This is a genomic window from Rossellomorea sp. GCM10028870, assembly GCF_042666755.1.
GTDB lineage: Bacteria > Bacillota > Bacilli > Bacillales > Bacillaceae_B > Rossellomorea.
Genome location: NZ_JBHTGN010000002.1, coordinates 538,213 through 554,993, shown reverse-complemented (window position 1 = coordinate 554,993; position 16,781 = coordinate 538,213). Strand labels below are relative to the sequence as shown.

The following is a 16,781-nucleotide window of genomic DNA, read 5'->3' as shown; positions in this document are numbered from 1 at the left end:
TAATGAACAAAGATAATGTAATTACAAATGTTGAAGAATTTAAGTTCGAGCCTATAAAGGGATATCCAATGTTAAATTGGAAAGGCAAGCGACCATACACCTCAACACAATATTATCCAGCTCAGTTAAAGGAATCTTATGGGCATGAAAAAGATAATTGGATGAACAAGATTTTCTGGGGCGATAATTTACAGGTGATGAGTCATCTGTTAAAAGAGTTTAGAGGAAAGGTTGACCTGATTTATATTGATCCACCATTTGATTCAAAAGCAAACTATCAAAAAACAATAAAATTAAAAAGTAAATCCGTAAAAAATGATTTAAACAGTTTTGAAGAAATTCAATATACTGATATGTGGTCAAATGATGAGTATTTGCAATTTATGTATGAGCGGTTGATTTTAATAAGAGAATTAATGTCAGAACGTGGTTCCATTTACATTCATTGTGATTGGCATAAGAATCATTATTTAAGAAGTATTTGTGATGAGATATTCGGGGCAGATAATTTTAGAAATGAAATTATCTGGAGTTACTTTGGATTTAAGAGGTCTACAACAAAGAAATTTCCTCAAAAACATGATACTATCTTATCTTACAGTAAGACCAAAGAATATTATTGGGATGTGCAATACACTCCTCATTCGGATGAATATATAAGTAGGTTTAAAAAAGATGAGAATGGTAGACTTTATAGAGATGATGTAAACCCTACTGGAGGGGGAGCGAGAGTAATTTATTTAGATGAAGTACCTGGTAATATTGTGGATTCTGTTTGGAGTGATATCCCACCAGTAAATCCAGTTGCTAAGGAACGACAAAATTATCCAACACAAAAGCCAGAGAAATTAATAGAAAGAATTATTTTAGCCTCTACAAAGCCAGGAGATTTAGTTTTTGATTGTTTTATGGGGTCAGGAACCACGCAAATTGTAGCACTAAAAAATAATCGTAAATTTATAGGGAACGATATCAACTACGGTGCGGTTCAAATAGCAACTAAAAGGGTTCTTGAATATTTAAATAATAGTGAAGGAGATAAGCCTGGTTTTAATGTATTAAATGTTAACAATTACGATATCTTTAAGAACCCCGTAGAGGCCAAGGAATTATTGAAAGAGGCGTTAGAGATTCAACCGTTAAGAAAAGTGGATCTTTTTGATGGAGAAAAAGATGGGTATCTAGTTAAAATAATGCCTGTAGACCGAATAGCTACCAAAGCAGATTTAAATGAAATAATTGCAAATTTAGATTATAAAACTTTAGAACAAAGACAAAAAGATAATCCAAATAAATTCACAGAGAATATATTACTAGTTTGTATGGGGCATGAAGCTGATTTAGCTGCAACTCTAAAAAAAGAAATTCCATATAAAGTTAATGTAGAAGTAGTAGATATTCTACGAGATAGAGCAAATCTAGAGTTCAAAAGAGATTCAGAAGCTTTAATAGAAATTGAAAAAAATGAATTAATTATTAAAAATTTCTATCCAATGAACCTTCTTCAAAAGTTAAGTATTATGAAAGAAAATGTCGAAGATTGGAAAGAACTCGTTGAATCAGTAATGATAGATTGGAATTATGATGGAGTTATTTTAGAACCTGCGGAAGTGGATATTCCTTCTAAAAAAGAATTTGTTACAGGCAAGTACCAAATCCCAGAAGGTGCGGGTACTATACGTGTGAAAATAACGGATCTATTATCAGAATCATTAGAGGTGAATATTGAAAATGAGTAAAAAGAATTCATTTGCTTTAGACTTTGCTTTCCATACCCACCTTTGGGATTTCTATTTTCAAAATAGAGCTAGAATCCGTACAAAGTATAAGTTATTGTCAAAGAAATTTTTAGACTTTAATAACTATAAAAATCCCAATTCTTTTTTACGACAACCACAGTTCGAAGCATTAGAAATTTATATTTTCCTAAAAGAATACCAAAATAATAAGAAGATTCATGACTTATTTACTGATTGGTATAAGAGAATTAATGGCTTCGAAAAGCGTGATGACATGGGACTTGATAAAGATGAACAAATTTCTTGGCTCGCTCTTGAAGTAGACCAGTACAAGAGTGTATTTGATCGAATGAAAAAGTTTGAATTAAATTATTCAAACTACATTTTTGCTTTAACAATGGGTACTGGTAAAACAATTTTAATGGCGACTTGTATCTTTTATGAGTTTTTATTATCTAATAAGTTCCCTAAGGACAAGCGCTTTTGTCATAATGCAATTGTTTTTGCACCAGACAAGACAGTTTTAGAATCCCTACGTGAAATTCAAACATTTGATAAATCTAAGGTGATACCGCCAGAATATATTGCTTGGCTCGATAGCAATTTAAAAATACATTTTTTAGATGAAACAGGTACAACATTAAATACAATTGATCGGTCAAAGTATAATATTATTATCTCTAATACCCAAAAAGTAATATTGAAACGTCAACATAAACCCAAATCAAAAGTTGAAACGTTATTTAATTTCTCTTCATCTACAGGTTCTGCATATGATCAATTAGGGGACTTATATAACTTTAATGACCCTTCTGAAGAAGGTGATTTACTTAGCAATCAAAGGTTTTCTAAGTTAACTCGCTTAGGAAATCTAGGAGTGTTTATTGACGAAGCTCATCACGCATTTGGTGATGCTCTGGCGAAGGATATGGGATTAAAAACATCTAAAACAAGTTTAAGATTAACAATTAATGAGTTGGCAACTTCACTTGAAAGGTCCGGGACATCAGTGATTGGATGCTACAATTTCACTGGAACTCCATATTCTGGTAAAGAGGTTTTTCCAGAAGTAGTATATTCATATGGCTTACAAGAAGCTATAAATAAATCTTACTTAAAAAAGGTTCATATAAAGGGTTTTACAAACCCAAAATCAAAAGAGTTTCTACGTATTTCAGTTAAAGACTTCTGGGAGAAATACAATGAACAGCGATATGAAGGCATGTTACCTAAAATGGCTATATTTGCTAGTAGTATTGAAGAATTACAAAATGAATTACGTCCAGAATTAGAAGGGGTATTGAATGATCTGGGTATTTCTATTGATAAGATTTTGGTGAATGTTGGTGATGACAAAATTACATCAAATGATGATATTAGAGAGTTTAATAAATTAGATTCACCAGGGTCTAACAAGCAATTTATTTTACTAGTAAATAAAGGACGCGAAGGTTGGAATTGCCGCTCATTATTTGGAGTGGCTTTGTATCGTAAACCTAAATCAAAGGTATTTGTACTGCAAGCAACTATGAGATGTTTACGTGCCATTGGACCAGTTCAAGAAATCGGGCAAGTTTATTTGTCAGAGGAGAATCTAGAGATACTAGATGAAGAATTAAATAAAAATTTCCGATTAAATATAGAAGATTTAAACCAAATAGAAAATACTAAAGAAAGATATAAAATTAGTTTAGTACCTCCTCCTGTCAAGGTTTCTCTAAAAAGGTCTCAAAAATTACATCTGTTAAGGCACAAAACAGTAAAAGGTATAATTGACTTTGAATTAGAAAAAATTGATTTATCTAAATACCAATTAAAACTAATTAGTCAAGATGGATTAAAAGGTAGTCGTAAAATTAGTGAAGATTTAATAGAAGAAAGAGATAAAAGGCAATTTAGTAAGTACACATTAGTAGCTGAAATTGCTAAATACTTGAATAAGTCCTGCAACGAAATAGAAAAGTTATTACTCAAATCCTCCCCTGGAATTGAACAAATAGTAGAGCTAGTAAGCGATTATAATGATGTGCTATATGATCATATTATCCCTGGATTTTTTGATTTATTTTATGAATTAAAGCCTTATGAAAATAATGAAGAATATCAAATTGAGCTTGTTAAGGAACCAAAAGACGGCTATTATCAAGTTACAGCAAAGCCAGAACTTGTTGTAAATGTATCTCAACAAAAATATTCTCTCTTTAAAGATAAAAGCTTCCATTTAGACACTTACTGTTTTGATTCAAAGCCAGAGAGAAAATTCTTTGAAGAGGTTTTAAACCTTCAAGGAATAAAAAAAATATATTTTACAGGTATGCTGACCCATGGCCAAACTGACTTTTATATTCAGTATATTGACCCTGAATCAAATGTTGTAAGAAGTTATTATCCCGACTTTTTAGTAGAGAAGACCAATGGAGATTATGTAATAATAGAAGTTAAAGGTGATAATAAAATTGAAGATCCAGTGGTGTTAGCAAAAGAACGTGCAGCAAGAGAGACAGCGACTGCTAGCAGGATGGAATATAAGATTGTAGCAGGTAGTAAAATAATGAATGGGGAAATTAATGATATTTTTTAATGAATAATTATTCATAATGCTTAAGAGGTAAAGTTAAAAAAAGAGCTCATTTTGACCTGTTTTATTTCAAAATGAGTTCTTTGTTGTATTACCTACGATTATCTTTTAATAAAATTTATATTGGAATTGGTGATATTAATGACACAGCAAGTAGTAGTTTATTATCAAGAACAACCTAATTTAAACACTGAAAAGGTTCTTCAGAGAATGAAAAAGCAATTTGATAGGGAAGATTGGATACTGTCAGGTTTGTATATAGATCATATTAAAGAATATGATAATTTGCTTGAAATGATAACTGAATTAGGTAAAGTGGATATGGTATACCTATATAGCAAAGACAATATAGAAGAGGATTTCTACTGGAATATGTTAAGGCAGACTGCAAAAATAGAAAAAGTTTCTATTAATATATATATTGATATTTAAACATAATAAACTAAATCTGTGGTTCAAAAGGAGTATCCATGAAGAAAGAACTTTTCCTTATTAATAAAAGAGGGAACAATATTTTTAGGTTTTAAAAATAAAGATGATTACGGAGAAATACTCATTGCTACAAGCAATTCAAGAACTCTCATTTTTAGAGGGGTAGGACTAAATAAAGTAATGAAACAAGCAAAAAAATAGAATGTAACTATCTTCTAACAACTAGTAATTCATTAATTTCTATAATTGCTTAAAATTCAATCGAGACACTAACTAAATAAGAGAATTATCCCTCAACTAAATGGTTAAAATTATTAACTTATTATTTGACTTTTAACTAAAAATAAGCTCAGGCAAGTTCGAGAAGCAGTTCTAGAAAAATGGTAGGCTAGCCTGTCCATATAGCGAAAGCAATTGAAAAGGACTATGCCTTTGTATTAAAGACATTAAAAATAATAGACAACTAAGGAGATGAATTCCATGCCAATCTATACCAAACTTAAATAGAGGGAAGAAGTTTTCAATAGAAATATTGAATGATAAGCACCACAAAATGTGTTTAATAGAAAAAAGCTATGAAAAGTTAGACGAAGATTGTGCAGCGAATCAATTAAGAAGCAGTGGAGGAGTTGGCTGCTCTATTAGAGATCATAAATGCTTAGGCGAATAATCATGTTTCTTCTATAGAAGGTGTTTAAGTAGTGAGCAAGGAGAAAGTAGATGTACGTGGTTGGTTTTTGAAGAAAAGATTTTTTTGTGGAGGTAGAAGGTTATTGGATGAATTCAATTGAATTGATTACTCTTGTTTAGAGAGGAATTAAAAGCCATTATTACCTTAGAGAAGACGGTTTACGTCCTTTAATTGGCTCCGGAATAAGTTACTTAAAACTTCTTTGCATATTGCAGGAAGGCTTTTTTATTATATGGAAATAAATGTGATAAACTATAGAAAATAATTATTTAGGAGACAACTATGTTACTAGAAATTATAAAAGCCTTGTCCAAACAAACAAAAATGGTAGAAACCTTATCGCTGAAGAAGACGAACTACATAAGAAAAGTAGATGAAAATGGAATTTTTGTAGAGACGGAGTCATCATTGGAGAAGTTCCAGCGTGGAGAAAAAACGACTTCAATGGAATCCATTTCTTTTGTGTTTCTAAAACAAGCATGGGAAGAGTTTTCCTCGAAACGAGTTGCTACTAAAGAGGACTTTGTTAAAACGAAGGGGAGAACTTCTTTTATTATGTCTTTTTTTGCTAGGCTGCCTTTTGTAAAGGTAGTGGAGAAAGGACAAAAGACAGCGATTTCGTTCATTGAGTTTAAAACAGATGATTTGCCGAATGAACAGATTCATAAAGTTATGACCTTTTTAGAGGAGATTATTGAAGGTACGTATCAACCTGAAAGACTAAGTGAACAACTGGAAGGTAATGAGTATCGAATCAAGTCAAGAGCACGTCAGGACTTAAGGTTGTTAGGGTTCCTGGATAAGAATCAATATCAAAATGAGGAATTATTCAAAGAATACATTCAATCATCAAAAAAGATCGAGCTATTAAGGGAACAGATTTCACATAAAGAGTATTTTAGAATCGCTATTGAAATATTGGACTTATTAAAAGATCATAACCCAATCGAGAAAAAGAGAGCATTGATAGAGATAGGAAAATTAATCGTAAGGAATTCACTTGGGGATAATCTGATGGTGGATAGTGTAGCCAAAGAAAGAACGACCAATCTTCTCAAATGGCTTCAACACGTAGATTTAATCGATGATGAGTACACCCCGAATATTCAAATCAATACACCAAAGGAGCACCCTGTTGTGAAAACCTCGATACGTGAAAAACTATTATATATCATGAATAACTACGTTCAAGCTAAGGCCCAGCCCTTTGGAGGGAATGAGCTTGGATCATATGTAAGGAACGATGTCCCTAAAGAGTTCAAGCAGCTAGAATGTTTAAATGAACAATATGTCGTTACAGGCTCTGTTGGCCAAGGAAATTGGGCGTCTGTTCCTTGGGTTGCGATTATGAACAAAGCAATTACCACTTCTACTCAAAGAGGATATTATATCGTTTATTTATTCAGTGAAGACATGAGTAGACTTTATTTAACGTTAGCACAGGGAGTAACAGAAACGACAAGAGAAGAAATGCTGAAGCGTAAAAAAGAAATCCGTGATCATGTTGAAATGAAGGCTTCGGTAAAGAAGGATGATGATCTATATCTAGGAGAGTCAAGTAAAGCGAAGGGATATGCTTTATCGACTGCTGCATACATAAAATACCGTAAAGATGACATGCCTTCTGAAGGAGAACTTGTGGACGATCTAGAGAGCATGATTGCTTATTATGAGAGATACATAGAGTATTCTACTACTCAAGACGAAACAGATGATGTCTTGCCTGAAGTAGAGGAAATTCAAGTCGAGTTTCAGAGTGATGGTGCACTAATTGATCATATCCACAATTATATTTCTGCTAAAGGATACTATTATGATCGCAAAGATATCATCAACTTATACCTTTCTCTAAAGACAAAACCCTTCGTTATTCTGTCCGGTATTTCAGGAACGGGAAAAACCAAGATTGTTCAGTTGCTTGCTGAAAGTCTTGGTGCCACGGCAGAAAATGGGCAGTTTGCACTGATCCCAGTACGACCTGACTGGAGTGACGGATCTGACCTTATTGGATATAGGGATATTAAAGGAGAGTTCCAGGCAGGACCGTTAACAAAAGTCTTAATGGAAGCGAATCAGCCTGAAAACCGAGATAAGCCTTATTTTTTGCTCTTGGATGAAATGAATCTAGCGCGCGTAGAATACTATTTTAGTGACTTATTGAGTGTGATGGAAAGTCGCGATTGTCAGAATGGTGAGATGGTATCTGCTCCGGTTGTGGAGGAAGAAGAGGTAGGTAGACTTCTTTTACGAGATAATTTCTACATTATTGGCACCGTGAACATGGATGAGACGACTCACCCGTTCAGTCCAAAGGTGTTAGATCGGGCGAATACAATTGAATACAATGACGTGGTGTTAGATCATTTTGGGTTCTTGACAATGGATTCTATTGCGGAACCAGTAGCTATAGACAACCAACAAATGGCTGGAAGGTTTCTAAATCTGAAGGATGCTTTCATTAATCATGAGGATCTTGTGAGAAAGGTCACTGGGTTGCTTGTTGAAGTAAATACAATATTGGAACCGATCAAGGCTCATTTCGGTTACCGGGTACGTGATGAAGTCTGCTTTTACATGATTTATAACGATGAAGGACAACTGATGAAGTTTGATGATGCTTTTAATTTTCAGCTGGTTCAAAAGGTTCTTCCAAGACTAACAGGGAACGATCTGAAAACGGAGGAAGTATTGAAGAAGCTATTCCTATTCTGCACAAGTCATGAGTGGGATGAGATGAATGCAGCCTCGATCGTGGAAGAAGCTCGTTTCTCAAAATCAGCCGAAAAATTGTCTAATATGATTCCGAAAATCATGCATGATGGCTTCACTTCCTTCTGGGGTAGTTAAGGATGAATGGATCGGAAACGAAAGAGCTGCTGTATATTGAGACTGATGAATTCTTCCTTTATATCAAGGGAATGCCTTTTAATGCGAGGTTTGAGAGTTTATCACAGTATCGAAAGCATTCTGTTCTAGAGAAGGAAGCGATGACGTTTACCTATAGTGGTGAGAGCGTTCAATCGGTTGAACTGTATGATGTGGAAACGGATTCTCTTGAGGAAATGCAGGGTCAGCCTTTTTCTCCTATTTTCTTTGAAAATGGAGTCTATCAGATTGTGATTTCTCCAAAGACGGATAAAAGCTTGTCTTTTTATCATGAGCATCCAGTTTTGAGGAATGCGGTTGAACCAGTAGGTAGAGGAAGTCATCCGATCCTTATGGGGAACTTGCAATTTATGAATGAAGTGGGATATACGAGCTTTTCGATTAAGCATCATGAGAAGGTGTTGCTTGAAGTGAAGCTTGAAATTTTTCCAACGAAATTAAGCTATAAAGATGATTATCGTAAGCTTCTAGAGGAAGTAAATGATGAAGTGTATAATCTTGCTTTTCATTTTATCAAGAAGACGTTTCTCGGGGCTTCTAATCATTTATCAGAGAATCCTTCTTTGTCGGAGTTTTATCGGTTGATAGATTTCTATTTTCAGAGCTTTATCAAGTCGATTCAACGGATTGAGGAACAGCCTCATCACCAGCTACTGACGGAGCATCAGATGGTGAGAGGTGAACGGATTAAGAGATTGGATAGCAAGGGACGTAAGCAGTTACGAAGCAATCCTCAGTTGTTTATGGAAGCAGACAATGGACTGGTGCTGCATGATAAACCTGTTTTTCCTGTTAAGGGGTTAAATGCTCGGAAAACGATTACTTATGATACGTTAGAAAACCGATTTGTGAAGTGGATGATGGAGCGGCTTACTCATAAGCTAGCGGATCTTTCAGCTAAGATTAGCAGTCAATCAGGTAGGTATGAGCGGAAGGTAGATGAAGAGTTGCTGCTCAAGGTCAAAGGGATGCAAGGTACCCTGAAAGCTTATTTGAATAAACCCTTTTGGAAAGGGATTAGTAGTGTGGATCGAACGGTCACAAGCATGGTGATCCAGCGGAAGATTGGTTATCGAGATGCGTATAAAGTCTATCTTGTCGTGACCAGAGGGTTGATGCTTGAGGGTGAGCTTTTCAAAATGTCGGTGAAGGATGTTGCGACGCTTTATGAGTATTGGACTTACCTGAAGATGGGACAGATATTACGTGTGAAGTATGTGCCTGAATATCAGGATGTGGTTGCGATTCGTCATGGTGCATTATTCGTTGATCTGGACCAAACATCTAATGCCAAGCAGGTGTTTACCCATCCTCAGACTGGGGAGCGTATTGTCCTTTCTTTTCAAAAGAGAGAAGGGAAGGTACCTACTGTTACGCAGAAGCCAGATATCATGCTCGAGGTGGAGAAGAAGTATTCCCATAATCGTTATCATTATGTGTTTGATGCGAAGTATCGGATTGATTTCGGTTTCGGAACTGATCAGGCAGAAAAGGTAGGGCCGTTAGAAGAGGATATTAACACGATGCATCGGTATCGAGATGCATTGGTAAAGAAGCATCATGAGAGGGATAGCTATGAACGATATTCATTTGGTGCGTATGTATTGTTTCCGTGGAATGAAGAGCAGGCTTTCTTAGAGCATCCTTTTTATAAGAGCATTGATGAGGTGAATATTGGTGGACTGCCGTTTTTACCGAATTCAACTGTGCTGGTGGAGGCATTAGTGGAGCGATTGGTGGAAAGTAATCCTGAGGATCTGCAAGAGGAGGGTGTACTGCCTACTGGTGCTTGGAAGCATTGGGAGTCTTCTTTGGATGAGAAGGTGCTTGTTGGAACGGTGAATGACAGGTCTGGTTATCAAGAATTTAAGAGGGGCAAGTATTTTGAGTTGGACTCTTCGACTTTGAAGAGAGGTTGGCAGGAGAGTTTGTATGTTGCCTTGTATGTGACGAGTGAAGTGAGTAGTGAGGCGGGTACTGTGAATGGGATTCAGTATTATGGAAGATTAAAGGATATAAAGGTTAATGGCAGTAAGGTGAGGTTTGAAGTGGAGAGTTGGCAAGCCTTGAAGCAGGTGATTCGACCTGTAGGGTATGGAATCCAGTCACATATGATCACAACGATGTCATTGCTTGAACAGTCTGAGGAGCTTCCGGAGTTGTTTATGAAGTCTGGTGAGGAGATAAAGCTTTGGCGGATGCTGAGGCGGTTGACTAGTAGGGTGTTTACTAGTTTGGATGATGTTTCGGTTGATCGGGCTCGGAAGGTGTTGGCTTATCAGATTGGGCATGTGGAGGTTTTGTTGAATAGGGTTAGTGGCCGGATTGAGGTTTTGCAGGATGGTGAGGTTTTGGAGGTAGTTTCTTTGGAGTTGTTGAGGAAGCAGCCAGGTATGGCTTTTCGGTTGATTAAAGATGCTGTTTTTGTAGAAAATTGAAGAAATATTTAGATATAAGCTAGAACAATAATTAATTAAATATGGAACAGGGAGTGAAGGTATTGAGTATTTGGTTATTTCGAGCTGGATCAAATGGAGAATTTGAGGATAAATTTTTACAAGATAATCGAGTGTACTTAACATGGGACGACCTTGATATTAATCTAAAAAAATTGGAGAAGAAAGAAGATTTATATTCTTATTTAGTTGAAAAATATGATTTAGAAAAGCAAAAAACTGCAGTTAATTGGGCGTCCCAAATCTATCCTATAGCTCATAGGATGAAAAAAGGTGATTGGATTGCGCTGCCAAGTAAAATGAATCGTACTATTCATTTTGGGAAAATTACAGGTGAGTATACTTACGATCCAAAATTAGGAAGTCCCTATTTTCACTATAGAGAAGTAGATTGGTTCGCTCAAGATATTCCTCGGGATAATTTTGAGCAAGATATCCTTTATTCATTAGGGGCCTTTATGACGGTATGTAAGATTCATAAAAATAATGCCGAAGAACGAATAAAGAATATGTATAAAAACAACTGGAAAGTAGTAGACAAACCAATTCCGACTAAGATAGAAGAAACAGAAGACGAAATAATTCCTGATCTAGAAGAATTCATTTCTGATAGAATCTCTGAACATATTATTAAAAAGTTCAAAGGACACAAGATGGAAACATTAGTTGAGGAGATACTAAAAGCAAAAGGATTTACTACATATAAGAGTCCCGAGGGTGCTGACCAGGGTGTTGATATCCTAGCAGCAGCAGATACACTCGGGTTTGGGTCTCCAAAAATTTGTGTGCAAATAAAGACTACTGACAGTCCTGTTGACAGGCCTACAATGGATCAGTTAATCGGGACAATGAGTAATATGAATGCTGACTATGGCTTGCTTGTTTCATGGAGTGGTTTTAAAAGCTCAGTAAAGAAAGAAATTCCAAAGCAATTTTTTAGAATGAGATTATGGGATTCCACAAAGATTATTGAACAACTATTTGAGAATTATGATTCGTTAAGTGATGATATTAAGGCTGAAATCCCATTGAAGAAGGTTTGGATGTTAAATAAAGAAGAATAAATTTTACATGATATAGATAACTATCAAGCACCCTCTACTGAAAAAGGTGCTCTTTTTTTATAGTGTTTATCTTTCTCCCTGCTATTAAGGTAAAGGGCGCTGGTTTTTATGTAAAGAACACTAATAATAAATTTATATTGTTTGAAACCCGTTAACATTTTTTGTTAGGGTTCTCTTTTATACTAATATCAAGCCAGGTTTCATTCTAAACCATCTACTGGTAAAATCAGGTTTATAAACTACGTAACTAACAAAAATCAAAGGGGTGTCTTCCATGACCAATCAAGAACTTCAACGTCAACTTTTAAAAGATTCATACATAGATATTTCCTTCAAACGTTATCTGCAATTTAAATCTAATTCGCTTTATGATGAGGCATATAAAGAAGAGATCCTAGCCCGTTTAAACAATTTTATGGGAGAACAGGATATCACTGAATACACGGTGGTGGATATTACAAGGAAGCTGCAGAAGGAAAATCCGACTGCGGGTAGCTTTGTTCATTGGAGCAATACGGCTGATTTGGTGAAGTATGCGGAGGAGAGGCCGCATGAAGTCGCTGATCTATTCAATGAATTGATCTATTCTACTGTTCCGTTGGAGGAAAGGATTGAAGCTTTCAGGGAGAAGGGGAAGGAATTCAATCCTAGTATATCGTTGGGGGCTCCTTTATTCGGATATATCTTAGCGGCAATCGACTATACAAAATATCCATTGTATAAGCAGGAAGTCTTCATGGATTTGAAACGGTCTTACGGTATTGATTTGAAACTTTCGAGTGTTGGCTCAAATTATCAGACCTACTTACAATTGTGTGAGATTGCCCTGGCTCATTTAAAGGATAGTTACGAAGATCTGACGATTCTTGATATCCAAGATTTCTTCTTTTGCAGTACTCAATATGATCAAATCAAGGTGGAAAGTGCAGTAGATTATTTATATGGTATTGCGACTAAACTTCATAGCTACAAGTTGGAGCCTCGAAGGTTGCTGGACACTCTCTCCAAGTTTGATTCAGAGAGGCTTCAGACTCTGAAAGGCCAGTACAAAAACTCTCAGAAGGTCAACTTGATCAAGTCTAAAGTCATCGATAGGATAATCGAGTTTGGTTCTGTGACTATTGATGAGCTTGAAGAGATCAAGAATGAAGTGAAGGTGAAATACGAAACAAATATCCTGAATTCTTGGAATAATTTCACGATCTTATTTCAGCTTTACTATGCCGATGTGAAAGCAAAGGTACAGGAGGAGCAACGGAAGATTCATGAGGCGATTCGAAATATGGAAGAGCTGAAGGAATTTGATTTCGTGGAAGATAAGGTTCTGAACGGCTTTAACTGGAATCAGAACTTCGGTTGCTCCGAGTGTTGGCTGGCGGTTTATGAGAAAGGACATATCAGCCATAAGACAGCTCCGCAGTTGTTTGTGTCTGTGGAAGATGGAGGCGTGAAATACGGCATGCTTTATGGGTCTGAGCACCCTGAAAAACTAAAGGGGGAATTTCTAGAAGATACGGATGTATCAGCGTTCAGCTATGATAATCTCCACAAGAAAATGGTAAGCGTCATTGGATCATTTAGAGATTCGGAGAGCGAAGAGGTTAAGAGAGAGACGAATTCCTATTTATCCTCACCAGACAAAATCAGTACGGAGAAGTGGATTGAACTTTTACAGAATGAGGCTGTGTTTGGAGAGAGCGACCTCGTCTATCTACATAAAATGTATGAGCTTGGAGGAGAGGCAACGGCTTCTCAATTGGCTGCTGTGCTTGGGAAGCATCATTCTTCTTTCAACGCCCCGGTTGTTCATCTGGCGAAGCGGGTGACTGAAGCAACGGAGATAAAGGTGCCAGTAAGAGATGAGGGGACTGAATGCTATTGGTGCGTTCTTTTTAACGGGGAATATGAGGAGAGCAACCACTTCATCTGGCGATTGAAACCGAATTTAAAAGAAGCAATCGGGATTACGCATGACCATCCAGAAGAAAAACTGGAGAGCTATTCAACGGAGGATTTCCTTGAAGAAGTGTTCATAGATGAAGACCAATACAACAAAATTACCAGCCTTCTACGGTACAAGAAAAACATCATCCTGCAGGGTCCTCCGGGAGTAGGGAAGACCTTTGTGTCCAAGCGTTTAGCCTACTCACTAATGGGAGTGAAGGATTCTTCCCGGATCGAGATGGTTCAGTTCCACCAGAATTATGCATATGAAGATTTTGTAATGGGGTTTAGACCGGATAAGCATGGCTTTTCCCTTCAGTATGGGGTATTTTATGATTTCTGCCAGCGGGCATTGGAGAATCCGGGTGAGGATTATTATTTCATTATCGATGAAATCAACCGTGGGAATCTGTCCAAGGTGTTTGGAGAGCTATTTATGCTCATTGAGCGTGACAAGAGGGATGAGTATGTCACGATGGGCTATTCGAAGAAAAAGTTTACAGTGCCCTCCAATGTGTATTTGATCGGTACGATGAATACGGCCGATCGTTCTCTTGCACAGCTGGAAGTTGCCCTTCGCCGTCGGTTTGCCTTTATTACGCTTGAACCTGCCTTTAATGAAAAGTGGTATAAAGCCGTTCAGGAGACAGGAGTATCGGCAGCCATGATGCAGCGAATCACGAATACCGTCACAAAAATTAATGATGAGATTGTGAACGATTTTCAACTTGGTGCAGGGTATGCAATTGGTCATTCCTTCTTTGCAGGCAAGCCTGAGGAGATGGATGAAGAAGCTTGGTATCAAGGAGTTCTCATGTTCGAGATACAGCCGCTATTGGAAGAGTACTTTTTTGACCGGCCGGAAATCTTCACCTCTCTCGTAGAAGGTTTGTAAGATGGACCAGGTGTTTAAAGTACCAATCCGCAATCTGTTCTGCCTTCTAAGCTATGTCAATGACATGCCGGAGCTGATTGAGAGTCTGAATGACGTGGATGAAGACCTGATCACGTATGACTTCATCGTCAATCAATTCCTCCGGGAAGTCGATTGGCTGCACAGGCGGGGATTCGTCAAGGACTATGTCGAGAAGCAGGAAGTGACCAACCGACTGTCTGGCAGAATGCTAATCAATGAATCCATTCCTTATCTCGTCGGGAGAAAACCGGTGCTTGTTTGTGAAAAGGATGAGTATTCACCTGATATCCTGCTCAATCAAGTGATGAAGTCGACGCTGCAGTCAATCTGTGTGAATCGATATGTAAAAAAAGAGACACGGAAGAAAAGTTTCATGCAACTGGATTACCTTCATGAGGTTGGAGAGATCCAGCTGACGAAGAAGGTTTTTTCTCAGATATATTTTGGTAGACATAATGTCCATTACAAACGGCTGATTCATCTCGCTAAGATGTTATTAGAGCTTAGTTTATTGTCTCATAAGCAAGGCAAGTGGAGTTTATTCTCCGCGGAACTTGATGAAAAAGCCTTGAATGGCATCTTTGAAAAGTTCCTGTTTCATTTTTACCGAATTGAACAGAAGGATTATCGAGTGTCGTCGGAAGTTTTAAAGTGGAAGCTTGAAGGGAACACGTCCTTCCTGCCTCAGATGAAAACGGATGTTTCTCTTACCCATCAAAATGGTGTGGAGAAAATCATCATTGACGCTAAATTTTACAAGAATGCATTTCAAGAGAATTTCGGAAAATCTACTTTTCACAGCCATAACATGTATCAGTTGTTTACATACTTGATGCACCAGAAGAAAGAGCTTCAACTGAGGGGGATATTGATTTATCCGACGAATGGAAGGGCTATTGATGAGAAATATCAGTGGAGTGAGAATGTCTGGATAGAAGTGATGACGGTGGATTTGGATGGGTCTTGGAATGAGATTCATAGAAGTTTAATGGCAGTGGTTGATGATGAAGACGGTATCAAGAAAAATGAGATTCAAGCTAAAATTGATGAGATTTTTGAAAGCATTTCTATATATCCTGAGTACACGAGTGATCTCATACGTATCACGGATTACGAATGGAACATGGAGATGAAAGACTTTCGGGTGGAGTACTATGTTGGAAGAAGGAAGTATGTATTCTACTACCCAGATGTATTGGACGTACCTCTCGAAGGTTATGGAGTGAGTGATGATAAGTTGGAGCAGCTAGAGAATGAAGTGAATTATATTAAGAGGATGATGGAGAGAGGAATTGGAGCAAAGGAGTATTATCCGCTTACTGAGGTTAAGGGGTGACGGAGTGGTGTTTATGAATGGGAGAGACCACGAGAAGGCTTTTTTAAAAGAAATATATTAAAAATATGCCGCATCAATCTTGATCGGAGCAGTATTGGTCGGTTGTTTAGCAGAAGAAGCGTCTGAACCCAAAAAGACCTTTGAAAACGCACCGAATGTAGAGGTGAAATCAAAGCCTACACCAGACGAAGCTGGGGGAGAGTGGCTCCCTATCTATCAGGAAATGTAGGAAGGGTGTCAGGAAGCTGAAGTTTTGTCGGGGTATGAAGTGCCGTTTGCGGTGAGGATGGATATTCAGAGTGTGTTGGAGGATGGGGATTGATTGTGAGGAAGAGGGTTAGGGGGTAGATGGATTCAGGGTGAAGAAAATGAGTCACTTTCGGATATTGAGAGTAGTCCGGGGTACCTGGGAACCTTCCCTATTTAGCTTCTAATTTTAAATATCGATAAGGAGTCTTTGCGTGAGTTTAAAAAAACGATTACTATTTGGTAGTGCTTTCTTTATAATATCTTTAACATTCATATTTTTTAATGTTAAACCAAGCATATTACAGAGTAGTTTAATAACTATTACAGCACTCTGCACAATTTTTATCATAAAGTGTAAAAAGAAGGATTAGGTAAAGAAAAGCGTATACACAGAAACCTGTAGTATACGCTTTTTCTATGCTGTCAACCTCATACTAAGAGACCACCCGTATGATATATACTTACTAAAATTTACCCTGAGACCTTCCAT

9 protein-coding genes are annotated in these 16,781 nt (G+C 37.0%); all 9 read left to right on the top strand.

The annotated features are described in order from the left end of the window. Positions 1-2 precede the first annotated feature (2 nt). The 9 genes from ACFQWC_RS13535 to ACFQWC_RS13495 all read left to right on the top strand — a co-directional run bounded on the left by ACFQWC_RS13535 (position 3) and on the right by ACFQWC_RS13495 (position 16,271). Positions 3-1,739, top strand: a complete 1,737-nt coding sequence (locus tag ACFQWC_RS13535; RefSeq protein ID WP_377107904.1) for a DNA methyltransferase — start codon at positions 3-5, stop codon at positions 1,737-1,739. Beyond that, a complete protein-coding gene (locus tag ACFQWC_RS13530; RefSeq protein WP_377107902.1) occupies positions 1,732-4,320 on the top strand; it encodes a TnsA endonuclease N-terminal domain-containing protein in 2,589 nt (862 codons plus the stop codon). Before ACFQWC_RS13535 ends, ACFQWC_RS13530 begins: the two co-directional genes overlap by 8 nt. Positions 4,321-4,458: 138 nt before the next feature. Beyond that, positions 4,459-4,749 carry a hypothetical protein gene (locus ACFQWC_RS13525; RefSeq protein ID WP_377107900.1) on the top strand — a complete coding sequence of 97 codons (291 nt, stop codon included), beginning with the start codon at positions 4,459-4,461 and terminating at the stop codon, positions 4,747-4,749. A 973-nt stretch (positions 4,750-5,722) separates the two neighbouring features. Continuing rightward, on the top strand, positions 5,723-8,287 hold the full coding sequence (locus ACFQWC_RS13520; protein ID WP_377107898.1) for an MrcB family domain-containing protein: 2,565 nt from the start codon (positions 5,723-5,725) through the stop codon (positions 8,285-8,287). A gap of 2 nt (positions 8,288-8,289) precedes the next feature. After that, on the top strand, positions 8,290-10,764 hold the full coding sequence (locus ACFQWC_RS13515) for a DUF2357 domain-containing protein (protein ID WP_377107896.1): 2,475 nt from the start codon (positions 8,290-8,292) through the stop codon (positions 10,762-10,764). Between the two features lie 62 nt (positions 10,765-10,826). Continuing rightward, positions 10,827-11,846, top strand: coding sequence for a restriction endonuclease (locus ACFQWC_RS13510; protein ID WP_377107894.1), 1,020 nt, complete (start codon positions 10,827-10,829; stop codon positions 11,844-11,846). A gap of 274 nt (positions 11,847-12,120) precedes the next feature. Further along, complete coding sequence (locus ACFQWC_RS13505; protein ID WP_377107892.1) at positions 12,121-14,685, top strand: AAA family ATPase; 2,565 nt, start codon at positions 12,121-12,123, stop codon at positions 14,683-14,685. 1 nt (position 14,686) lies between these two features. Next, positions 14,687-16,042, top strand: coding sequence for an McrC family protein (locus tag ACFQWC_RS13500; RefSeq protein WP_377107890.1), 1,356 nt, complete (start codon positions 14,687-14,689; stop codon positions 16,040-16,042). A 79-nt stretch (positions 16,043-16,121) separates the two neighbouring features. Then, complete coding sequence (locus tag ACFQWC_RS13495) at positions 16,122-16,271, top strand: hypothetical protein (RefSeq protein WP_377107888.1); 150 nt, start codon at positions 16,122-16,124, stop codon at positions 16,269-16,271. The last annotated feature ends 510 nt before the right edge of the window (positions 16,272-16,781 follow it).

Excerpts from the sequence above, each read along its gene's own strand:
- ACFQWC_RS13505 (WP_377107892.1), top strand. The coding sequence starts at position 12,121 with ATGACCAATCAAGAACTTCAACGTCAACTTTTAAAAGATTCATACATA.
- ACFQWC_RS13515 (WP_377107896.1), top strand. The coding sequence starts at position 8,290 with ATGAATGGATCGGAAACGAAAGAGCTGCTGTATATTGAGACTGATGAA.
- ACFQWC_RS13525 (WP_377107900.1), top strand. The coding sequence starts at position 4,459 with ATGACACAGCAAGTAGTAGTTTATTATCAAGAACAACCTAATTTAAAC.
- ACFQWC_RS13520 (WP_377107898.1), top strand. The coding sequence starts at position 5,723 with ATGTTACTAGAAATTATAAAAGCCTTGTCCAAACAAACAAAAATGGTA.
- ACFQWC_RS13535 (WP_377107904.1), top strand. The coding sequence starts at position 3 with ATGAACAAAGATAATGTAATTACAAATGTTGAAGAATTTAAGTTCGAG.
- ACFQWC_RS13500 (WP_377107890.1), top strand. The coding sequence starts at position 14,687 with ATGGACCAGGTGTTTAAAGTACCAATCCGCAATCTGTTCTGCCTTCTA.
- ACFQWC_RS13530 (WP_377107902.1), top strand. The coding sequence starts at position 1,732 with ATGAGTAAAAAGAATTCATTTGCTTTAGACTTTGCTTTCCATACCCAC.